This is a genomic window from Rhodococcus erythropolis NBRC 15567 (assembly GCF_001552595.1).
Classification (GTDB): Bacteria; Actinomycetota; Actinomycetes; order Mycobacteriales; family Mycobacteriaceae; genus Rhodococcus_F; species Rhodococcus_F erythropolis.
The window spans coordinates 25,912-47,595 of sequence record NZ_BCRM01000022.1; the positions used below are offsets into that span (position 1 = coordinate 25,912).

The window sequence follows — 21,684 nt, forward strand, 5'->3', positions numbered from 1 at the left end:
GCTACCCCTTGATCCGACCTGATGTTCGCCCTGCCAGTAGTTCGGTGTCGAGCATCTCGACTATCGGAACGCCGGATCCAGACGGCGACATCAGGAGCGCACCGGCGCGCCGGCCCTTCTCTTCCTGGGGCTGGCGCACCGTTGTCAGTGATTCGCGCAGCGCCTCGTCGACGCCGTCGAATCCGGTGATCGACAGTTGGCCAGGTACATCGATGCCCTGCCAGCGCGCCCAGTCCAAGGCGCCGAGAGCCAGCACGTCGGTGGTACAGACCAGTGCGGTGATCTCAGGGTTGGTCGCGAGAGCTTCCGCCGCCGCCGAGTGCCCGGACTGCGATGTGTGGACGTACCGCTCGATCACCGTGAGTGAGAGTGGGTCCATGTCGGACGCCACCATCGCGTCGCGCACTCCTTCGATCCGCTCACGCTGGACGTGGAAGTGCGGGGACTTGAGTCGTTCCTGGCTGACAACGCCGTCCATCCGGTCGCGCCCCAGCCTCATGCAGAGCACGCCGATGTCACGGTGGCCGAGCCCGATGAGGTAATCGGCGACCTTGCGCATGGCAGCGCGGTCGTCGATGCCCACGAGGGATGCACCGGGAATCTCGCGCGGCTGGTCGCACACCACGATCGGAATGTGACGCTCGAGCACGGCAGCGAGATACGGATCGTCGTCGGCCACGGAGTAGACGACGAAGCCGTCGACGCCCGCCTGCTGGACCACGGCTGCAGCATCCACCTCGTCGCGGCCGGGCCCGGCCGGGATGAGCAGCAAGCCCTGGCCGGCGTCCTCACACGATTCCGAGAGACCGGCAAGGAAGCTCATGGCGGCCGGGTCGCGGAACGAATAACTGAGTGCTTCGGTGAGCAGAAGACCGACGGCACCGGCTTTGCGAGTTCGCAAGGAGCGGGCGACCGGATCGGGTCCGGGATATCCGCGTCGCTTGGCCGCTTGGAGCACTCGATCCCGCAGCTCGACGGAGAGCTGATCGGGTCGGTTGTACGCGTTCGAGACTGTAGTTCTCGACACATTGAGCTCGGCGGCAAGCGACGCCAAAGTGGCTTGACGGCGTGGCTGACGGGACCGGGGCATAAACGGACGTTAGCCGTAGTGCCCGCAGACGGCGCGTTGGGGCTGAACCGAAGGTGAACTACCAGCGACTATGCGCTAATGTGTAACGGTAACGGTTTCCAATAGCATTTAGCCCAGCCTTTGTTCAGGAGAAAAGCACGTGCGTTCGTCGTCGAAATTCCGCACCGCCACCGCCCTCGCGGCCGTCTCGGTCGCCGCAGCATTCGCGCTCACCGCGTGCAGCTCCAGCTCGTCGAAAGACGAAGGCATCACCGTCGTCGCATCGACGAACGTGTGGGGCGACGTCGCGCAGGCCGTCGCCGGCGACAAGCTGACCGTGACGTCGATCATCAACGAGCCGTCCGCGGACCCGCACTCGTTCGAGGCGACTCCCGCCGATGCCGCCAAGATCACCGACGCATCGCTTGTCGTCTACAACGGCGGCGGCTACGACCAGTTCATCACCGACGTCCTCGACGCGGGCAAGGGTGAGCAGAAGACGGTCAACGCCTACAACCTGCTCGACGGCGGCATCCACGCCGGCGAAACCGCGGGCGAATCGCATGACGGTCACACCCACGGCGCAGTCAACGAACACGTCTGGTTCGACATTCCGACCGTCGACGCCGTCGCACATTCGGTTGCCGATCAGCTGAGCGCTCTCGATCCGGACAACGCGGCGACCTACGAGGACAACGCGAAGGCATACAGCCAGAAGCTCGCCGGCGTCACAGCGATCACCGATTCCATCGCCGCTGCCCACGCAGGCGCACCGGTGGCGCAGACCGAGCCGATCGCGCACTACCTCCTGGTCGCAGCTGAACTGAAGGACGCAACTCCCGAAGAGTTCACCAGTGCCATCGAAGACGGCAACGATCCTTCACCGGCCGCAATCGCCGCAACGCGCCAGCTCCTCTCGGAGAAGCAGGCCCGCGCACTGGTCTACAACATCCAGACGCAGGACAAAGTGACCCAGGACATGCGCACCACAGCCGAAACCGCCGGAGTGCCCGTCGTCGAGGTTACGGAGACTCTCCCCGAGGGCCTGGACTACATTCAGTGGCAGACGCAGACTGCGGAGTCGCTCGCAAACGCCCTCTCTGCCCAGTAATTATTTGCCCCACCATTTCCGAGAAGAACCGATCGGCTTGTGACAGAAACTTCCGCGAATACTCCTGTGCCCCCTGGTAACACCGTGCCTTCTGGTAACACCGTGCCCGCTGTGACGCTGAAGGACGCTCGATTGTCCTTCGGTGCCCGCACATTGTGGGACGGGCTCGATCTCGAGGTACAGCCAGGTGAGTTCATCGCCGTACTCGGGCCGAACGGGTCGGGCAAGACCTCGCTCCTGAAGATTCTGCTGGGCCAACTACAACTCAGCGGTGGTAGTGCACAGATCGTCGGTACGCCGGCACGGGCCGGGAACTCACACGTCGGGTACATCCCGCAGCAGAAATCCATCGACGACGGCCTCCCGCTCCGCGGCCGCGACCTGGTAGGCCTCGGCGTCGACGGTCACCAGTGGGGTACGGGCCTACTGCGCCGGGGGCGTCGCCGCAAGATCGTCGACGACGCCATCGCACAGGTCAGCGCCCAGTCGTTTGCCGACGCTCCCATCGGTTCCATGTCCGGCGGTGAGCAGCAGCGACTGCGGATCGCACAGGCTTTGGTCGGCGACCCGCGGATCCTGCTGTGCGACGAGCCGCTGCTCAGCCTCGACCTCGCCAACCAGCACCTGGTCTCGACGCTGATCGACAAGCGTCGGCGCAGCCATGACACCGCAGTGCTGTTCGTGACGCACGAGATCAATCCGATCCTGCCGTTGGTCGATCGAGTGCTCTATCTGGTGGACGGCAAATTCCGGATCGGGACGCCGGCCGAAGTGATGACGTCCGAGGTTCTCTCGGATCTGTACAACACCGACGTCGAAGTGTTGCAGGTTCGTGGCCGCCTCGTCGTGATCGGCACCGGAGACGCCATCGACGCGCTCGGCAGCGCAGGCGGACTACGCCCGGGAGAAGGCGTTCACCATTCTGATGAGGATCACCACCAGTGAGTAACAAGTTCACCGACGCGATGTCGCGGATGTTCGACGTGTCCGCCACCGTCGACCTACTGCAGTACGACTTCGTCCAACAGGCGTTGATTGCCGGTGCCATCCTCGGATTGTTGGCAGGCATCATCGGGCCGCTGATCGTGAGTCGTCAGATGTCGTTCTCGGTGCACGGAACGAGTGAGCTGTCACTGACGGGTGCATCCGCCGCACTTCTCGTCGGTGTGGGCGTCGGCTTCGGTGCCATCGTCGGATCCGTGGTCGCGGCAGTGCTGTTCGGGCTGCTCGGAGCCAAAGCGCGGGACCGAGATTCGGTGATCGGCGTGATCATGGCTTTCGGTCTCGGCTTGTCGGTGTTGTTCCTCTGGGCGTACGACGGTCGCACGGGAACCAGCTTCTCACTGTTGGTCGGACAGATCGTGGCGCCGGGAAACAGCGGTCTCGAACTTCTGCTGCTGTGCGCGGTCATCGTGATCGGCACACTCGGATTCATCTACCGCCCTTTGCTGTTCGCAAGCACCGACCCCGAAGTTGCTGCAGCTCGCGGTGTTCCGGTTCGGGCACTGTCGATCGTGTTCGCCGTGTTGGTCGGCATCACCGCAGCACTCGGCGTGCAGATCGTCGGCGCGCTGCTGGTGATGTCGCTGCTGATCACTCCCGCAGCGGCCGCCGCGTACGTCACGGCAAGCCCACTCAAGGCGACAATTCTCTCCGTCGTCTTCGCCGAACTCGCAGCCGTCGGCGGCATCCTTCTCTCGCTGGCCCCCGGCGTTCCCGTCTCGAGTTTCGTCACCTCGGTCTCGTTCGTGATCTACCTGATATGCCGACTCTTCGGATCCGCACGCCGCAAGAATGCGGGACGGATTCCGGCGCACGCCTGAACACCGAGAGCCCATACCTACCTAGAATCGAGGTATGGGCTACAGCGTTGATCTGAACAGCGACCTCGGCGAGGGCTTCGGCGCCTGGACCCTGGGCGACGACGACGCCATGCTCGAACTTGTCACCAGCGCGAACATCGCCTGCGGATTCCATGCCGGCGACCCGACAACGCTGTTGGCGACTTGCAAATCAGCCGCCACCCGCGGCGTGCGGATCGGCGCGCAGGTGGGTTACCGAGACCTCGCCGGTTTCGGCCGACGCTTCATCGACATGTCCCCGAAAGACCTCACCGCCGACGTCATTTATCAAATAGGGGCACTCGACGGTTTGGCTCGTGTCGCCGGATCGCGGGTCGCGTACGTCAAACCCCACGGCGCGCTTTACAACGCAATAGTCCATCACCGACGGCAGGCGCGGGCCGTGGTCGCCGCCGTCGTTGCCTACGACAGTTCGCTACCTGTTCTCGGACTACCTGGTTCGGTGTTTCTGGAAGAGGCGCGCGAAGCCGGTCTCGACGTGGTCGCCGAGGCTTTTGCCGATCGCGCGTACACGGCAGAAGGCACCTTGGTCCCGCGCACCGAGTCGGGCGCCGTTCTGCACGACCCGGCGCTTGTTGCAGAACGGGTTCGGCGAATGGTCGTCGACGGCGAGTTGGATGCGGTCGACGGGAGCACCCTCAAAATTACCGCGGAGTCGGTGTGCGTACACGGTGACAGTCCGGCAGCCGTCGACATGGCCGCAGCGATCCGCGATCTCCTCGAATCCTCCGACGTCGAGATCACACCGTTCACATGATCACGATCCTGCCCGCCGGTGAATCCGCAGTCCTCGTCGAATACGACGAACTGCCGAGCGTGCTGGGCAACTTCAGGGCTCTCGACGCCAGTCGGATCCCCGGAGTGATCGATCTGATTCCCGCGGCGCGAACCATCCTGATCGAGTACGACAACACGATTACCGGACGCAAACTCGTGGAGAAATGGGTACGTGGGGCCGTACCCATCGAACTCACAGCAGATGAGAGCGGGCCTGCTGTCGAGATTCCGGTCCGCTACGACGGCGACGATCTCGTCGAAGTGGGCAAGCTGACCGGACTCGGGGTCGACGGTGTCATCGAGGCTCACACGTCTGCGTCGTGGACCGTCGCGTTCATCGGTTTCGCCCCCGGCTTCGCGTATCTGACCAGCAACGAGAGAAAGCTCGAAGTTCCACGTCGATCGGACCCGCGCAGGCAGGTCCCGGCCGGTGCAGTCGGGTTGGCCGGACCGTTCTCGGGCGTCTACCCGCGTATCTCCCCGGGCGGCTGGCAGTTGATCGGAACGACGGAACTGTCGGTGTGGGATGCCGAGCGCCGCCCGCCGGCGCTGCTTCTACCCGGCACCACAGTCACCTTTGTCCGTGCATGATTTCGGTGCAAGGATGATTTTGGTGTCTTCACCGCGTTGTTGCGGGACAATGGATTCATGGCCTGGCTCGAGGTAGTGCGTACCGGCCCGCTCGCCACAGTTCAGGACCGCGGGCGGAGAGGCTACGGCGCTCTCGGGGTCGGCAGATCCGGCGCCGTCGACATGATCTCGCACGACAGCGCGAACAGACTCGTAGGCAACACTTTTCGAGCAGCAACCATCGAAGTCACCACTGGGGTTTTTGCGATGCGGGCCGTCGGTTCGATGACGGTGGCAGTGACAGGCGCGCGGGTGCCGCTGGCCGTCGACGGACGGCCGGCACCTGACTACGCGAGCATCCACCTGGGCGGTGGCAGCATTATCGAATTGGGTTACAGCACAACCGGGTTGAGAACGTACATCTCTGCACGCGGTGGCGTCGACGTCCCACAGGTACTCGGCAGCAGATCCACCGACACACTCTCCGGGCTCGGGCCGCCGCCGCTCGCCGCCGGCGATCTACTCCTCCTCGGGGCAGAGGAAGGGACGTGGCCCACCGAAGAGTTGATTCCACCGCCCGCACCTGCACTCGGCGCGGTTCCGATCGAGATCACGCTCGGCCCCCGAAATTCCTGGTTCACCGCCGCATCCGTTCACGCGCTCCTTCACACCACGTGGAAAGTCACCGAACACACCAACCGAGTCGGGGTCCGGTTACAGGGCCAAGGGCCTTTACATCGCTCACGCACCGAGGAATTGCCGAGCGAAGGCGTCGTGATGGGATCCATCCAGGTGCCGCCAGGCGGCCAGCCCGTCGTGTTTCTGGCAGACCATCCCGTGACTGGCGGATACCCGGTCATCGCCGTCGTTTCCGACGCTGGGATTGCGTCGCTGGCACAGCTGCGGCCCGGCAGCACCATTACCTTGAAGGCCACTACCAGGCCGTCCTAGCGCTGATAGTCTCAGCCGCGCCAGCAATGCTGCCGGCGGCGCTCGGCCGTCGCCAGAACCTGAAGGACTGTCACACTATGAGCCCTAAGAGCAGCACACTTGCTCTCGGAATAGCGTCACTGATCACTGCTGCACTCGTCCTGTCCGGATGCAGCAGTTCGGAAAGCGGCGACGCTGTCTCCAGTGATACCAGCACCAGTGAGACCACTGCTTCCGAAAGTTCTGCATCCTCGTCGTCTGCCGCTGCCGCGACGCCGACCTTGAGGGACGGAACACCGTTCATCGGTGAGCGGACGACGATCGAAACCGGCGACGACCCCGAAGCGCCGAGCATCAGCGTCAGCCTCCCGCCGAGCTGGACTCACGGCGAGAACATCCCTGCCGGCGTTACGGATGCGTTGTCCAGCAACAGCCAGGAACCCAGCGGTTTCATGCCGAACACCACCGTGACGGTCGAAAACCAAGGCACCGCAACAAAAGACGAGGTTCTTGCCGCTGCGCGTGAAACGATCGCCACCCTCGACGGATGGACCGAGGTGAAGTACACCGAGATCGACGTCGACGGACAGCAGGGGTTCCGCCTCTCCGGAACCTGGACCGCCCCAAACCTGGACGTTCCGCTCTACGCCGTCATGACAGTCGTCGCTTACCAAGCCGACGACAACTCGCCGGTCTACCTGGTCAGCTTTGCGAATCAGTTCACCGACACGACGAACATGCAGACCTCCAACCAGGTGGAGGAAATCAACACCTCGATCGAATTCGGCTGAGCACCTCATGATTTGAGCGCTTGATCACCGACCAACCGCGGCGGGCCGAGACTACGACAGTCTCGGCCCGCCGTTTCACAATTCTCGGCTAACTCTTCCCGAACAGTCCGCTGAGGGAACCGAGGCCACCACTCAACGAGCCGAGCGATCCGGTTCCGCCACCGGTTCCGGGGCCAGTGGGATCAACCGGATCAACGGGATCAACCGGGTCAACGGGATCGACCACATCCGCGGCGCGGACAGTGATGGACGGGCCCAAGTTGGCGAAATTCGCACTCGACTGGAATCCGTTGCCCATCACCGTGGCACCTACCGCCAATCCACTTCCGTACACGGTTCCCGGCGCACACGAAGCAGTGACCGTGTAGCTGGTCTTCATGGTCACCGGTTTGCTGCCGTTGTTGATCCAGCCGGCACTGGTCACCTCGAGCGTCGTGGCTGTCAGTTCCGGCGTTTCAGTGGTTTCGGTCATCGTCCCGCCAACGTGAAACTTCGTGACCTTCGCCGAGCCCGGGACAAAGGTCAAGCATGCGGCATGCGTCTCGGTGAACCTGCTGATATATCCGTCGATTCCGCTCTTCTTCGACACTGTCGTGTAGGTGATCGTGTCACCGACCTTCGGGGACGCATTGTCCACGGTGCGAGTAAATGTGTAGGCACCAGAAGTTGCCGTCTCGGCAGTCGCGACTCCCGCACCCAGCGCGCTTGCGCCCACAGCAAGAGCAATCACCCCCAAACCAGCTCCAACGGTGGACAGTCTACGATTCCTGGATCCAAACTTTGCCACGAACAATCTCCACTCTGTGAGGTTCCAGGACAACCGAATTCGTTGATTACTGAAACTTGTTGCAACCCGACTCTCGAAGTACGATACAGTCGACCTGGACATTCGCCCAGCTTTTCGCCGACTTGGTCGCCAATCAGTTAACAACAGGCAATCAAGGTCGAAAAAGTCCTCTCAATTCGGACTTTTCCGTAAATTCTGCCGAACTGACACATAGGCAAGCGTCCGATAGGTTTCAATGGTTACCACGGCGCAACCTTTGAAGAGTCATCCCCATCGCCGTCAGCGTGAACCCCTCGAACGGAGAATTTCATGTCACGTTTCTCAATGCGCAAAACACTCACCGGAGTAGCAATCGCTGCGCTTGCAACCAGCGGACTTCTCATCGGCACCGGAGCTGCGCACGCAGATGCCGCGCACCCGAAGACCAACACCGTGACTTCGAACCAAGTCACGATCACCAAGAGCGTCGTAGGCGACGGAGAAGTGGCGCCCGGCGGAAAATTGACCGTCCGCACCACGGTTTCGGCCAACGGCCATCCGGACTTCTTCGTCAACAAGTTCGTCGACCGTTTCCCGGCCGGATACACCTACATCAAGGACAGCGCCTCGATCGATTCATGGCACTTTCTCGGACTGACTCAGAAAACCGAGAAGGTGTCCCCCACCGTCGACAATGCGGCGCGCACCGTCACAATTCCCGATGCGGGTTGGAATGTCTCGATCACCGGCAGCAAGACAGTCACTTTCGAAGTGAGCTACTTGGTTCCGGACAACGCACAGCCGGGAACTTACGTCGAGCTCCCCAGTTCCATCGGCATCTCGCTGTGGGGCAGTGATCAGAACATCGGCGATGTCTACGCCAAGATCCGCGCCAAGAACCCCGGCGAGGCTGCCGCATCGGGCTCGGCAGATCTGGGCTTCGGCTCTTCTGACGGCGAGGGCGGAACCGGTTCGGCCGGCTCCTCCATCCTGGACAACCCGGCCGGCTTCATCTCCGACATCATCAGCGGTGTCCTGGCCAACGGCAGCTGATTCACCTGCTCCACCTGTAAACACTCCGTCGGGGAATGTGATCGAGGGTGGCATCGAGTCTTCGGACTCGGTGCCACCCTCGGTCTTTTGTCGCGACCGCACTCCGTCGTGCCCTGCGTCAAAGAACCAAATAGGAAAGCATTACCTAAGTCATTCGCGGTATGATCCACCGATGAGTTCCACAGGATTTCCGTACTGGGCTGTGCCGGCAGGCCGGTACGTTCCGCTCCCCTTCGCCATGACGACGTCCACCATCGGGCGCGATCAGAAGCGCGCGTGGCGTGAGATCCGCCATCCCGAGCACGAACTCCTGTGGGGCGCTTCCGGCGAGATGAGCGCGTACATCGACGACGTTCGTTGGCAGATCCCACCGACGGTCGGCATGTGGATTCCGGCTGGAACTCCACGGCGCATCACGCTCGGCGCATCCACCGAGGCTCGCTTCACCTATTTCCGGCCCGAGTCGTTCCCCCACCCGTGGACAAAACCCGCGATCATCGGCATCGACGACGTGGTCAAGACGATGCTCATCCATCTGCACCAGCGAAACATGCCTACCGAGGCTCGCTTGCGGGCGGAATCCGTAGTCTTCGACACGCTCGCGCCCATCGAGGCGGCTGATGTCGCAGTGCCAATGCCCGCCGATCCCCGGGCCCTCGCCGTTGCACGCCGCTTGATCGCCGACCCCGCCGATCAACGCGGGCTTGCCGATTGGGCCTATGTGGTCGGCGGAAGCCCCCGTACCCTGAGCCGCGTGTTCTCTCAGGGAACGGGGATGTCCTTCACCGAGTGGAGGATTCAAGTTCGCGTCCGCGCCGCGATGTCCTATCTCGCTGCGGGCGTTCCTGTTTCGACGGTTAGCCGTCGCGTCGGATACGAAACCCCCAGCGCCTTCACCAGCGTGTTCCGCAAGGTCACCGGACGAACACCGAAGAACTATTACTCGGACGCGTGCGAATTGTCAGCCTAACTGGTCAGAAGCCGTTCATCTTCGAGACCAGTTCGGCGAAGGCATATTTGACGCTCAGCGACGTGGGCGAAGCCAGTGCCATCACTCGGGCCAGACCGAGCTGCTGAATCAGCCTGCCGTCCTTGACTGCCGGCAGGTCGGCAAACAACTTGTCCCCCATCAATCCGGGGAGCCCCTGACCACTCGCGTCGTTGAGCACGATCACGTCCGCGTCCAGTTCGTTGTACTGTTCGCGCGATGCAGTCACCGACCCCTGGGTGTCGCCGCACAGCTCTGCGCTTCCGGCCGACTGCTTCAGTCCGAGCTGGGACATCAGGATGACTCTGCCGTCGTCGGCGCAGTAATTGGTGAGGCCGTCGATGTTTCCCGACAGGAAGGTCAAGGTTTTCCCGTTCAGATTCGGGGACCCAGCAGCCAGGTCGGCTATGGAATCGTCAGTTTCCTCGATCAGCTCAGCCGCCCGCTTCGGTTGTCCGAGTACTGAACCGATGGTCGACATCTGCTCCTGCCACGTAGTCGCCCAGGCGGTCTCCTTGAACGGAATCGTGGGTGCGATCTGAGAAAGACGTGCGTAGTCGTCTTCGGTGATTCCCGAGACCACCGCGATGATCACGTCCGGCTCCAACGCCAGGATCTGCTCGAACGGCACACCGGAAGTGCTGTCGAGCAACGTGGGTTCGACGTCGCCCAACACTTCTTCGTCCCACGGCAGGATTCCGTTCTCCAAGCCTGCCCCACTGAACGACTCCATGGCGACGGGCGTCTTGCCCAGTGCCAGGACCGAATCCTGGCTGTTCCAGCCGATGGTCACGATCCGCTGAGGTTCGGTCTCGATGGTGGTCGAGCCGTACGCGTGATCTACGGTGACCGGCAGCGCACCGGCCTCGGCTAACTGCGTCGTGTCCTCCGACGCTGTTGACTCGGTGCTGCTCTGGCAGCCTGCGAGCAGGGCAATCGCGGCCAACGCAGCCACTATTCGGGTAGTGCTTTTCATCTTCTGTCAGCTCTCTTCGCAAACGTACTTGTTTCGACCAGGCAGGTATATCGAGACCTGATCCCGGTAATGGGGTGTCGATACTCCATCTGTCCGCTGCCGCGTAGCCCTTGGCATCTGCGAGCACTTTCCGCACTCGCTCCGGCTCTACCGTAGAACTGCACAACGAGTGTTCAGATCTGGGCGAGGAGTTTCACGAGTGTCAGCGCTGCCCGAAACTCGTTCCGGTCCGATGGAGATGATCAGAGTCGGATCGTTCTCCTCCGGACGCGGCCCGCGACTGGTTGCAGCCGTCACCGGCCAGGCGTCGTATCAGGTAGCTCAAGCCCTCATTCCGGTGCTGATCGGTACCGTCGTCGACCGTGCAATCGGAAAGTCCGACAGCACAGCACTTCTCGTATGGCTTGCTGTGTTGTGTGCTCTGTTCGTAGGACTTGCTCTGTCGTGGCGCATCGCGGTTCGCCTGAACACGCAGGTCTTCGTCTACGGCGAACACGACCTACGATTGAACGCTGCCAGACGGGTACTCGATGCCAGAGGCATGCAAGCTCAGCGCTCGACGGGTGAAGTTCTCACCATCTCCACCTCGGACGCCTCACACGTCTCGGGCTTCTCCTGGGTTGTCGCCGAACAGGGCTCAGCTTTTGCGGGGCTCGCCGCGGCAGTGATTTCGCTTGCCTTCGTCTCGTGGCCGCTCGCACTGATCGTCGTACTCATCACTGCTGCGCAGCTCGTATTCATTCACAAGATCAGCGGTCCACTGGACGAGCGTGTGTATGCAGAGCAGAAGAAGGCAGCCGAGGCAGGCATGCTTGCAACTGATTTCACGCTGGGCCTGCGAGTACTGAAGGGTTTCGGGGCCGAGCCCACTGCCCTGTCGCGATACGTCAAGGCGAGCCGGGCGTCGATGAAAGCAGCGATCCGGACGGTCAGAGCAATGTCCAGTCTGACCGCGCTCAATTCCGGGGTCTCCGCGTTGGTGCTGGCTTCGGTCGCGCTTGGAGCCGCGTGGATGGCGCATCAAGGCACGATCACCGTGGGCAACTTCGTCACCGTTGTCGGCTTGAGCAGGGTCATTGCCGGTCCGATGGAAACTCTGGGGTTCTTCGGTGCAGAACTCGCTGCCAAGCGAGGCTCCGCACGCAGGCTGTCCGAACTCCTGGCCGAGCCGCACCTGATCGAACTGCCGCCTTCCACCGCCCCGATCAGCGCTGTCAGAAGTGAAGACGCCCTGCTGATTTCGACGGACAACGGAACTGTCGTCTCAGCTCGCCGCGGCGAGGTGGTGGGCGTGCGCGCGGACGATTCCGCTCACCGACTGGCACGCCAACTCGCCTTTCAGACTCCGCTGGACCCCGACTGCTACTTCGTATTCGGCACCGATGCAACCGAACTCGGTCCGGACGGAGTTCGCGATCAGGTGTTCGTGTCCGCTCATGAAGGAACCGTGTTCACCGGCACCGTCTTCGACAATCTGGCTGCACCGAACGTCGACTCGTCGGCAATGACGTCATCTGCGCTCGACGACGTGTTGACGCATCTGCCCGACGGCCACCTCTCCGAGGTAGGTGAGCAAGGAAAGAAACTCTCCGGAGGTCAGCGCCAACGCCTTCTCCTCGCCCGCGCTTTGCATCAACCCCAGCCGATCCTGGTCCTCCACGAACCCACCACTTCCGTGGACTCTGTCACCGAACATCGAATTGCACACTCACTGAGAAACTTTCCCGACAAGGCCATTGTGGTGATCACCTCGAGTCCGACCTTGCTCCATTCGTGTGACCGTGTCGTCACGATCGACCACGCCGCTCGGGACGGAGACTCACTGTGACCGACACCCTTCCGGATGCATCTGCTGTTCCGGCTACATCTGCCTTGCCGATCGCGTCGACCACACAGACGGTCCGCGCATTGATCGCACTGCTTCGGCCACGGGGGCGAGCGCTCGCACTCACGACCGTCGTACTTCTCTCCGCTACGGCCTGCGGCCTGTCCACCCCGGCGCTGCTCGGGCTCATGGTCGATGCAGTCACGGAGGGCAAACCGTTTGTCTCACTTCTGCGTATCACCGCATTCATGCTCGGCGCAGCGGCAGCAGGAGTTGCGCTGACTTGGTGGAGCACACAGCTTCTCGCGAATGTCGCGCAGAACGTGCTGGCCGATCTTCGTGAGGACGTGTTCGCCGCCACGCTCGCGCAGCCCTCGTCGCTGGTCGAGGATGCCGGAACCGGTGATCTGATTTCCCGGGTCTCGGGTGACGTCGAAGCGGTAAACACCGTCATCGCGCGGGTGCTACCCGCAACGGTGTCCGCCCTGTTCATGATTTCACTGACGCTTGTCGGTGTGGGAGTGATCGATTGGCGATTCACCGTGGCGATCGTTGCCGTTGCGCCGATTCACTATTTCGCTCTTCGTCATTTCCTCCGACGCTCCGGACCCGTCTACCGACGCTCTCGCGCTGCGCAGGCCAGGCGGGGACAGCAGCTCATCGAAACCCTGGGTGGTGCAGGTACTGTCACTGCCCTGCGTCGAACCGACGAGCACATCGGCCGAATCGCCGAGACCTCCGAGCATGCCATCAGCTTCGACATGCAGGCAGTTCGACTGCGCACCAACTTCTTCGCTCAACTCAACGGCGCCGAACTGCTCGGACTGGCCGCGGTCCTGAGCGTCGGCTACTGGCTCGTGACCACGGGGTCGGTGTCCATCGGGGCCGCTACCGCCGCTGCGCTCTACTTCCACAGTCTGTTCAGCCCCATCGCGGTATTTCTCTCGAACATCGACGAATTGCAGGATGCGGGTGCCAGCCTGGCTCGCCTGATCGGTGTCACCGCGATGCCCGGGCGTCCCGCGAGCATTCCTGCCTCGGCTCGGTCCGCACCCATCGGAGTCGACGTGGAGCGGGTTTCTTACTCGTACGACAACTCCACCCCGGTGATCGATTCGATCTCGATCTCGATCGCACCGGGGGAACGAATCGCCGTCGTCGGCAGCAGTGGTGCCGGAAAGACCACACTCGCCAAACTGATTGCCGGCATCATTCCCGTCGGGGACGGGCGAATCACCGTCGACGGCACACCGATTGACGACCTGAGTGATGCCGAACTTCGGCACAAAGTCGTCCTGGTCAGCCAGGAAGTTCACGTGTTCGTCGGGACGATCGCCGACGATCTCCGGTTGTGCGCACCAGATTCGGACGATGCGAAGATCGCCGAAGCCGTCGAAACGATGAAAGCTCAATGGATCCATGAGCTTCCGGACGGGCTCGAGACCAGGGTCGGGGCCGGCGGGTACCAGTTGACGGCGGCACAGGCACAGCACATAGCCCTCGTCCGGCTGGCTCTGCTCGATCCGCCCGTCGTCATTCTCGACGAGGCGACTGCCGAAGCCGGAACCACTGCAGCAGGTCTACTCGATCAGGCAGCCGAGCTCGCAGTCACCGGCAGGACTGCCGTGGTGATCGCACACCGCCTGAGCCAAGCAGTCCGCGCCGATCGCATACTCGTCATGAGCGGTGGCCGCGTGGTCGAGAGCGGGACACATGACGAACTGATCGGCGCGGACGGTTCCTACGCTGCACTGTGGGAAGCCTGGTCGGTACGGAGCTAGAACCCCGCCAGGCTCACCTGAAAGCCGTTACAACTCAGCTGCTACGACGCCTGCGGGCGATGTCCGCCAGGACGACTCCGGCGGCAACCGAGGCGTTGAGCGACTCGACCGGACCGGCCATCGGAATCGACAGGATCGCGTCGCAGTTCTCGCGGACGAGGCGCGAAAGGCCCTTGCCCTCGGAACCGACCACGATCACCACAGGACCGCTGCCGTCGAAATCGTCGAGAGTGGTGTCACCTTCGGCGTCGAGACCGACGACCTGAACACCCTTCGACGCCCAGTCCTTGAGCGTGCGAGTGAGGTTGGTTGCCCGAGCAATCGGCAGACGAGCGGCAGCACCGGCGCTGGTACGCCAAGCGACAGCACTCACGCTCGCGCTACGACGCTCCGGAATCACGACGCCGTGTCCACCGAAAGCTGCGACCGAGCGCACAACGGCACCCAGGTTGCGGGGATCGGTGATGTTGTCCAGCGCGACGAGCAGAGGGGGCTCGGCGTGCTTACGTGCCTCGGACAGAAGATCGTCCGGGTGCGCGTAGCGGTACGGCGGAACCTGCAGAGCGATGCCCTGGTGAAGACCGTTGGCGCTGAGGCGATCCAGATCCGAGCGCGGCACCTCGAGGATGGAGATACCGGCGTCGGCAGCCCGCTGAACGGATTCCTTCAACCGGTCGTCGCTCTCGGTACCGACAGCCACCCACAGCGCCGTCGCCGGAACACCCGCGCGCAGGCACTCCACCACCGGGTTGCGACCGAGCACGGTCTCGGGACCGTCGAGAACCTTTCGGCCCGGACCCGGACGGCCACCGCGGCCCTGGTTCTGCTTCTCGTCGGCCCGGGCGGCGCGCGCTGCACGCTTTGCCGCTGGGTGCTTGGTGCGTGCCTCGGCGGGAGGCGTAGCACCGCGGCCGGCGAGACCACGCTTGTGCTGGCCACCGGAACCGGCAACCTGGCCCTTCTTGGTGCCGCCCTTACGGACTGCGCCGCGCCTGCTCGAGTTTCCAGCCATTGTTACTGCCCTGCCTTAAGGGACCATTCGGGTCCGTCGGGAGTATCGGTTACTTCGATACCCGCCTTGATGAGGCGATCGCGGACCTCGTCCGCCACCGCCCAGTTCTTTTCCGTACGTGCCTGCTGCCGACGATCGAGATCGGCCCGCACCAACACGTCCAAAGCTTCCATTGCCGTCTCGGTGTCGCCACCGGACTGCGTCCAATGCTCGTCGAGTGGGTCGACGCCCAGGATCGCGAGCATGGCCCGCACCTGACCGGCAGCCACCCGAGCCGCGTCGAGATCACCGGCAGCGAGCGCGGAATTACCCTCGCTCGCCTTGCCGTGAATCTCGGCCAACGCGATCGGCACCGACAAGTCGTTGTCGAGAGCCGCCGCGAAACCTTCGGTCCAAGTACCGAGTTCGACGCCACCCGCACGCTTGTGTGTGCGCAGGACGAACGACTCGAGCCCCTGGTAGGACTTCGCGCTTTCGTCCAACGCCTCGTCCGAGTACTCGAGATTGGAACGGTAGTGCGCACTACCGAGGTAGTACCGAAGTTCTTGCGGACGAACCTTCTTGAGCACGTTCGGCACCGAGAGAACATTGCCCAACGACTTGGACATCTTCTCGCCACTCATCGTGACCCAGCCGTTGTGCAACCAGTACTGAGCGAAATCGTCGCCGGCGCACTTGGCCTGCGCAATTTCGTTCTCGTGGTGTGGGAAGACGAGATCGCGTCCACCACAATGGATGTCGAACGCGGCCCCTAGGTAGAACTCCGCCATGGCCGAGCATTCGAGGTGCCAGCCCGGACGGCCAGGTCCCCACGGCGTCGGCCACGAGGGCTCACCGGGCTTGACGGCCTTCCAGAGGGTGAAGTCGCGAGGATCGCGCTTGCCCTCGGCCGCACTCTCGCCCTGATGAACGTCGTCGAGTTTGTGGCCGGACAGTGCGCCGTACTCGGGGTAGCTCTGCACGTCGAAGTAGACGTCGCCGCCCGCCGCGTACGCGTGGCCGTTCTCGATCAGGCGTTCCATCATCTCGACCATCTGCGTCACGTGACCGGTGGCCCGCGGCTCGATGGACGGCGGCAGCACACCCAGTTGGTCGTAGGCCCACGTGAACGACCGCTCGAACGTCGCCGCCCACTCCCACCAAGGTCGACCGGCGCCGGCGGCCTTGTTGAGAATCTTGTCGTCGATGTCCGTCACGTTGCGCACGAAGGCAACGTCGTTGCCGTGCGCCAACAGCCAGCGTCGCAGCACGTCGAAAGCGACGCCGCTACGAACGTGTCCGATGTGAGGATCGCCCTGAACTGTCGCCCCACACAGGTACACCGATGCATGTCCGGGGGCCAACGGAACAAAATCCCGAAGGGCCCGCGTACCGGTGTCGTATAGGCGCAGGGTCACGACCAGCGATCTTACCTGTCGTGTTCGGTTGTCATGACCAACGCGGTGGCCATGGCGGCGATCCCCTCGCCGCGACCGGTCAAGCCGAGCCCGTCCGTGGTGGTCGCGGACACCGAAACAGGCGCGCCGAGAATGTCCGAGAGCACCTTCTGCGCCTCGTCGCGTCGCGGCCCGATCTTCGGTCGGTTGCCGATGACCTGCACCGCGGCGTTGCCGACGGTGAACTGGTTCACTTCGAGCAGTCGACGAACCTCGGCAAGCATTCGAGCGCCGCTCACGCCGTCCCATTCGGGCCTGCCGGTGCCGAAAACCGAACCGAGGTCGCCAAGACCTGCGGCGGAGAGCAACGCGTCACAGAGCGCGTGGACGGCGACGTCGCCGTCCGAATGCCCCGAGCACCCGTCTGCTTCCTCGAACAGCAACCCGGCCATCCAGCAAGGTCGGCCGACCTCGATGGGATGAACATCCGTGCCGAGACCGACGCGCATCTATTTTCCGTCCTGTGAGTCCGCGCTCAACTCTGTCTCCGAGATCAGGAGCGCCCGTGCAAGGACGAGGTCGAGCGGAGTGGTGATCTTGAAGGCGAGAGCGTCGCCGGGAATCGTCTGCACCGAAACACCGAGACGCTCCACCAGAGCGGCGTCGTCGGTCGCGGCGACATCACCGGCGTCGTACGCACTGCGCAGGACGTCGGTGGAGAAGCCTTGAGGAGTTTGAACCGCACGCAACTCCGAACGCAGAGGCGTTCCGGTGACTGCGCCGAGTACGTCGACCGACTTGATCGTGTCGGTAACCGGGAGTACCGGGATGACAGCGGAGCTGCCGGCTCGGAGAGCGTCGACGACGCGCGCGATCAACGCCGGCGGCGTCAATGCCCGCGCGGCGTCGTGCACGAGTACAAAATCTGCATCGCCGGCAGCACTGAGACCGGCTCGAACCGAATCGGTTCTTTCGGCACCACCACCGACGACGTCGACGTCCGATGCACGACCGAGGTCGGCCACGACGGATTCGACCAGTTCAGGCGGCACAATGACAACAACGCGGTCGATCGCTCCGGATTTCCGGAGTCCATCGACCGCGCGTGCAAGCATGGTGCACCCACCGAGTTCGACAAATGCCTTGGGCAATTTCTCGCCCAATCGCACTCCCCGACCTGCGGCAGGTACCAGGGCTACTACTGCCACTGTCAGCTTTGTTGTGTTGCAGTCAGGACGCGGCCGCGAGGACCTCGTCGAGAATGGTCTCTGCCTTCTCGGTGTCAGTGCCCTCGGCGAGCGCGAGTTCTCCGACGAGAATCTGACGAGCCTTGGCGAGCATGCGCTTCTCACCAGCGGAAAGCCCGCGGTCCTGCTCACGACGCCACAGGTCACGAACAACTTCCGCAACCTTGTTCACGTCACCTGAGGCAAGCTTCTCGAGATTTGCCTTGTATCGACGAGACCAGTTGGTGGGCTCCTCGGTGTGCGGTGCTCGCAGAACCTGGAAAACCTTGTCGAGGCCTTCTTGGCCGACCACGTCACGAACTCCGACGTACTCTGCGTTGTCTGCAGGAACCCGTACTGTGAGATCGCCTTGAGCGACCTTCAGAACCAGGTACTCCTTCTGCTCACCCTTGATGGTGCGGGTTTCGATAGCTTCGATCAGCGCCGCACCGTGATGGGGGTATACGACGGTGTCTCCGACCTTGAAAATCATGTGTCCCGTGCCCCTTTCGATTCCACTAGTTTAACACGTGAAAGAACCGACCACTCATCAACTGTGCAGGTCAGGGGCATCCTTGCTCGAGCGTAGGGGTTGACAGGGCTTGTTGTACGTGCATTCAACTGGTCTGGAGCACCCCTGCATAACCGACTGAAAGCCCACGCAGACAACCGTTGTGGCGACCCGACGGCCAGCCCGCGGGACCTTATCTACTACTCTGCCTAGTGGAGTGCGAACCTGACGCCGTGGAGGACAAATCGTGACTGCTATCCGTAAGCCGACTCGTCGAGTCGCTACCGCCATTGCACTGGCTGCAGGCGCAGCCATCGCGCTGTCCGCTTGCGGTTCCGGACAGGTGAGCCAGACCGCCGTCCAGCAGGCCGCCGTGAACGGCAACAGCGCCGACCTCGGTGAGATCGCACTGCGCAACGTGCACATCGCCTACCCCTCGTCCGAGGAATACAGCATCGAGCCGGGCGGCAACGCCGTGCTCGCGTTCACCGTCGTGAACGACAGCGCCGAGACCACGGACAAGCTCGTCAGCATCACCACCGATTACGCAGCACGCGTCATCGCGGGTGAAGAGGTAGGTGGCTTGACGATCAAGCCGCAGACGTCGCTGCAGGCCGGCCAGTTGCCCGCAGGCGAAGGTGCCGCGACCGAGGCAGAGACCCAGATCAAGAACAACGAAGAGAACGACGACGCACCCGCTGCGCTCACTCTCGTCGTTCTGCAGGACATCAAGGCAGGCGTTCGCCCCGGCTTGACCGTCCCGATCACCTTCAAGTTCGAGAAGGCCGGCTCGGTCACCGTCGACGTACCGGTCGACGCAGGCCCGCAGCTCGAGCGCAACGAGTCGGACAAGTCGCCCGACGTCGCAGAAGCCGGGCACTGAGCCCGAATCACCAAGGCGCACACTGCGCTTCGCAGAACAACTTAAGAATCACACTAGAGGCGGGGTCCATGTCGGACCCCGCCTCTAGTCTGTCCCGGTGGCCAAAGTGAAATCGAACTACCGATGCTCCGAATGCCAGTCGGTAGTGCCCAAGTGGGTCGGTAGATGTCCGGACTGCGATTCGTGGGGCTCGATGACCGAGGTCGCGGTAGTGGCACCCGTCGCCAGTCGCGCCGGCGCCTCACTCGCCAAAGCAGGATCGAGCGCCGTACTCCCTACGACGCCGGCCACGCCGCTGACACAGATCGACAGCACCTCGACGCAGGCCAAGCCCACCGGGATCGGCGAGTTGGACCGCGTCCTCGGCGGTGGCGTCGTACCTGGTTCGGTGGTGCTGCTCGCGGGCGAGCCCGGAGTCGGAAAATCGACGCTACTTCTCGAGGTCGTCTACCGCTGGGCGATGCGCAGCGCGGATGATCGAGCGTTGTACGTCACGGGCGAAGAGTCCGCCGGTCAGGTCCGACTTCGGGCAGATCGCACCAACTCTGTCCACGAACGGATGTATCTGGCGGCCGAATCCGATCTCGCGACCATCCTCGGCCACATCGAGCAGGTCAAGCCGACCCTGGTCATCGTCGACTCGGTGCAGACCATGCTTGCTGCCGACGTCGACGGAGTCGTCGGCGGCGTGACTCAGGTCAAGGCCGTCACCAGCGCCTTGACCTCCCTGGCGAAGGCCAGTGGAATCCCGGTGCTTCTGATCGGCCACGTCACCAAGGACGGCGCCGTCGCCGGACCGCGCTCGCTCGAGCATCTCGTAGACGTGGTTCTGCACTTCGAAGGCGACAAGCACTCCACGCTGCGCATGGTCCGCGGCGTCAAGAACAGATTCGGTGCGGCCGACGAGGTGGGATGCTTCGAGCTGAGCGAGCAGGGCATCAACGAGATCAGCGATCCGTCCGGCCTGTTCCTGCATCACCGCGAAGAAGCCGTGGAAGGCACGGCCGTCACCGTGATGATGGACGGTAAGCGACCGCTACTCGGTGAAGTTCAGGCCCTCGTCGCCGCCACGCCTCTACCGACACCTCGTCGAGCCGTCAGTGGGCTCGACACCGCCCGTGTGGCCATGGTTCTGGCCGTGTTGGAGCGCCGCGTCGGGGTGTCGATCTCGAAGGCCGACGTCTACGCGGCGACCGTCGGCGGTATGCGGATGACCGAGCCGGGTGCCGATCTGGCTCTCGCGATAGCGGTCGCTTCCGCTGTGAAAGCCAAACCTGTCCCCAAGGGGCTCGTCATCCTCGGCGAGGTCGGACTCGCCGGAGAGGTTCGACGAGTTGCCGGTGTGAACCGACGGCTGATCGAAGCTGCCAGATTGGGATTCACCAGCGCCATCGTGCCGGTCGATTCCGGCCCGAACATTCCCGGCATGCGCGTCAACGAAGTAGCGAACCTGGCCGAGGCACTCGCCTATGCCGGATTGATGGGCGGCAAACAAGCCCCGTCTCGCCCCAAGCTCACTCCGGTGAAGTGACCGGCCTGCGGCCGACTACCGCGTCAGACCGACGAGGTGCCGAACGGGGAAGTCGGTTCGCCGTCCACGAACTCCTTGGTCTTGGCGAAGTGTTCCGACGTGATGGTCAGGAACAGTCCGCGGGACGTTCCCACCACCGTGTCCGGATCCGCTGTCGGACCTTCGACGATCACCGCTTCCGCGCTGGTGTAGACCTTGCGGCGCACAACGCCGTCGATGCGAGCCCGAAATTCGAGCACCGATCCCAACGGGATGGGCCGGGCGAAATCGATCTCGAGGTGCCCGGTCACCACCGGCGAGCCGAGAGCCATGCATGCCATGCCTTGCGCCTCGTCGAAAGCCGTCGACAAAATGCCGCCGTGAATGACCCCCGGACCGCCCTGATACTTCTTGGCGACCTCCAGACGGCCCGTCACTTCCAACCCGTCACCAGCCCTGAAACTCATCGCCATTCCCGCAGGCTGGTCGTCGCCGCAGCCGAAGCATTTCGACCAGTGCTGAGGCAACTTCTCGCCGGCGGCCGGAAAGAATTCTACCGGCTCCGGGACAGTCAGGTCATCAGGCAGGGTCCAGGTACTACTCATGGATAGGTAATCTAAACGGGGATCAGTCCGGCGCAGGCATCGGACCCGACCGAAGTGACATC

The 21,684-nt window shown here is 63.1% G+C and carries 22 protein-coding genes; 13 read left to right on the forward strand and 9 right to left on the reverse strand.

What is annotated here, in order from left to right; all coding sequences use genetic code 11:
* Position 1 precedes the first annotated feature (1 nt).
* Positions 2–1,090: a LacI family DNA-binding transcriptional regulator gene (locus RE4_RS23055; protein WP_007733995.1), complete on the reverse strand. Its 1,089-nt coding sequence runs from the start codon at positions 1,088–1,090 to the stop codon at positions 2–4.
* A gap of 139 nt (positions 1,091–1,229) precedes the next feature.
* Here RE4_RS23055 and RE4_RS23060 point away from each other — a divergent pair, with 139 nt between their 5' ends.
* The 7 genes from RE4_RS23060 to RE4_RS23090 all read left to right on the forward strand — a co-directional run bounded on the left by RE4_RS23060 (position 1,230) and on the right by RE4_RS23090 (position 7,110).
* The gene (locus RE4_RS23060) at positions 1,230–2,180 is read left to right on the forward strand and encodes a metal ABC transporter solute-binding protein, Zn/Mn family (RefSeq protein ID WP_019746850.1); all 951 of its coding nucleotides are present in this window, start codon (positions 1,230–1,232) and stop codon (positions 2,178–2,180) included.
* Between the two features lie 102 nt (positions 2,181–2,282).
* Entirely contained in the window at positions 2,283–3,125 is an 843-nt protein-coding gene (locus RE4_RS23065; protein WP_020723636.1) for a metal ABC transporter ATP-binding protein, read from the forward strand.
* On the forward strand, positions 3,122–4,003 hold the full coding sequence (locus RE4_RS23070) for a metal ABC transporter permease (RefSeq protein ID WP_003945811.1): 882 nt from the start codon (positions 3,122–3,124) through the stop codon (positions 4,001–4,003). Before RE4_RS23065 ends, RE4_RS23070 begins: the two co-directional genes overlap by 4 nt.
* Before the next feature lie 34 nt (positions 4,004–4,037).
* Positions 4,038–4,799 (forward strand): LamB/YcsF family protein, encoded by a 762-nt coding sequence (locus RE4_RS23075; RefSeq protein ID WP_060939423.1) that lies wholly within the window; start codon positions 4,038–4,040, stop codon positions 4,797–4,799.
* Positions 4,796–5,410 carry a 5-oxoprolinase subunit PxpB gene (gene pxpB, locus RE4_RS23080; RefSeq protein ID WP_081098415.1) on the forward strand — a complete coding sequence of 205 codons (615 nt, stop codon included), beginning with the start codon at positions 4,796–4,798 and terminating at the stop codon, positions 5,408–5,410. Before RE4_RS23075 ends, pxpB begins: the two co-directional genes overlap by 4 nt.
* A gap of 57 nt (positions 5,411–5,467) precedes the next feature.
* On the forward strand, positions 5,468–6,340 hold the full coding sequence (locus RE4_RS23085; RefSeq protein WP_060939424.1) for a 5-oxoprolinase subunit C family protein: 873 nt from the start codon (positions 5,468–5,470) through the stop codon (positions 6,338–6,340).
* A gap of 77 nt (positions 6,341–6,417) precedes the next feature.
* Positions 6,418–7,110, forward strand: coding sequence for an LpqN/LpqT family lipoprotein (locus RE4_RS23090; RefSeq protein ID WP_020723635.1), 693 nt, complete (start codon positions 6,418–6,420; stop codon positions 7,108–7,110).
* A gap of 88 nt (positions 7,111–7,198) precedes the next feature.
* On the opposite strand, the gene RE4_RS23095 is transcribed toward RE4_RS23090, so the two are convergent.
* Positions 7,199–7,840 (reverse strand): hypothetical protein, encoded by a 642-nt coding sequence (locus RE4_RS23095; RefSeq protein WP_060939425.1) that lies wholly within the window; start codon positions 7,838–7,840, stop codon positions 7,199–7,201.
* 366 nt (positions 7,841–8,206) lie between these two features.
* Here RE4_RS23095 and RE4_RS23100 point away from each other — a divergent pair, with 366 nt between their 5' ends.
* Together RE4_RS23100 and RE4_RS23105 are read left to right on the forward strand one after the other, a co-directional pair.
* Positions 8,207–8,929 carry a hypothetical protein gene (locus tag RE4_RS23100; RefSeq protein ID WP_225989632.1) on the forward strand — a complete coding sequence of 241 codons (723 nt, stop codon included), beginning with the start codon at positions 8,207–8,209 and terminating at the stop codon, positions 8,927–8,929.
* A 172-nt stretch (positions 8,930–9,101) separates the two neighbouring features.
* Positions 9,102–9,899, forward strand: a complete 798-nt coding sequence (locus RE4_RS23105) for a helix-turn-helix domain-containing protein (protein WP_019746842.1) — start codon at positions 9,102–9,104, stop codon at positions 9,897–9,899.
* Positions 9,900–9,903: 4 nt separating this feature from the next.
* On the opposite strand, the gene RE4_RS23110 is transcribed toward RE4_RS23105, so the two are convergent.
* On the reverse strand, positions 9,904–10,893 hold the full coding sequence (locus RE4_RS23110) for an iron-siderophore ABC transporter substrate-binding protein (protein WP_029254436.1): 990 nt from the start codon (positions 10,891–10,893) through the stop codon (positions 9,904–9,906).
* Between the two features lie 199 nt (positions 10,894–11,092).
* Here RE4_RS23110 and RE4_RS23115 point away from each other — a divergent pair, with 199 nt between their 5' ends.
* Both RE4_RS23115 and RE4_RS23120 read left to right on the forward strand, forming a co-directional pair.
* Positions 11,093–12,721: an ABC transporter transmembrane domain-containing protein gene (locus tag RE4_RS23115; RefSeq protein ID WP_060939426.1), complete on the forward strand. Its 1,629-nt coding sequence runs from the start codon at positions 11,093–11,095 to the stop codon at positions 12,719–12,721.
* Positions 12,718–14,499, forward strand: a complete 1,782-nt coding sequence (locus RE4_RS23120) for an ABC transporter ATP-binding protein (protein WP_060939427.1) — start codon at positions 12,718–12,720, stop codon at positions 14,497–14,499. The genes RE4_RS23115 and RE4_RS23120 overlap by 4 nt, the downstream gene beginning before the upstream one ends.
* Positions 14,500–14,533: 34 nt before the next feature.
* Here RE4_RS23120 and rlmB read toward each other — a convergent pair whose 3' ends face one another.
* From rlmB to carD, 5 genes are read right to left on the reverse strand one after another with little or no spacing between them, the layout of a single operon-like run.
* Positions 14,534–15,511 carry a 23S rRNA (guanosine(2251)-2'-O)-methyltransferase RlmB gene (gene rlmB, locus RE4_RS23125; RefSeq protein WP_020906105.1) on the reverse strand — a complete coding sequence of 326 codons (978 nt, stop codon included), beginning with the start codon at positions 15,509–15,511 and terminating at the stop codon, positions 14,534–14,536.
* Positions 15,512–15,513: 2 nt separating this feature from the next.
* The gene (gene cysS / locus RE4_RS23130) at positions 15,514–16,908 is read right to left on the reverse strand and encodes a cysteine--tRNA ligase (protein WP_003945830.1); all 1,395 of its coding nucleotides are present in this window, start codon (positions 16,906–16,908) and stop codon (positions 15,514–15,516) included.
* Positions 16,909–16,919: 11 nt separating this feature from the next.
* Positions 16,920–17,396, reverse strand: coding sequence for a 2-C-methyl-D-erythritol 2,4-cyclodiphosphate synthase (gene ispF / locus RE4_RS23135; protein ID WP_060939428.1), 477 nt, complete (start codon positions 17,394–17,396; stop codon positions 16,920–16,922).
* Positions 17,397–18,095 carry a 2-C-methyl-D-erythritol 4-phosphate cytidylyltransferase gene (gene ispD, locus RE4_RS23140; protein ID WP_019746836.1) on the reverse strand — a complete coding sequence of 233 codons (699 nt, stop codon included), beginning with the start codon at positions 18,093–18,095 and terminating at the stop codon, positions 17,397–17,399. It lies immediately after the preceding gene.
* Positions 18,096–18,117: 22 nt separating this feature from the next.
* Entirely contained in the window at positions 18,118–18,606 is a 489-nt protein-coding gene (carD, locus tag RE4_RS23145; RefSeq protein WP_003945666.1) for an RNA polymerase-binding transcription factor CarD, read from the reverse strand.
* Positions 18,607–18,871: 265 nt separating this feature from the next.
* Here carD and RE4_RS23150 point away from each other — a divergent pair, with 265 nt between their 5' ends.
* Entirely contained in the window at positions 18,872–19,507 is a 636-nt protein-coding gene (locus RE4_RS23150; protein WP_003945942.1) for a copper chaperone PCu(A)C domain-containing protein, read from the forward strand.
* Positions 19,508–19,604: 97 nt separating this feature from the next.
* A complete protein-coding gene (gene radA / locus RE4_RS23155) occupies positions 19,605–21,038 on the forward strand; it encodes a DNA repair protein RadA (protein ID WP_003945739.1) in 1,434 nt (477 codons plus the stop codon).
* Positions 21,039–21,061: 23 nt separating this feature from the next.
* Here the strand turns inward: radA and RE4_RS23160 are convergent, their stop codons facing one another.
* On the reverse strand, positions 21,062–21,622 hold the full coding sequence (locus tag RE4_RS23160; protein ID WP_019746834.1) for a PaaI family thioesterase: 561 nt from the start codon (positions 21,620–21,622) through the stop codon (positions 21,062–21,064).
* Positions 21,623–21,684 lie beyond the last annotated feature (62 nt).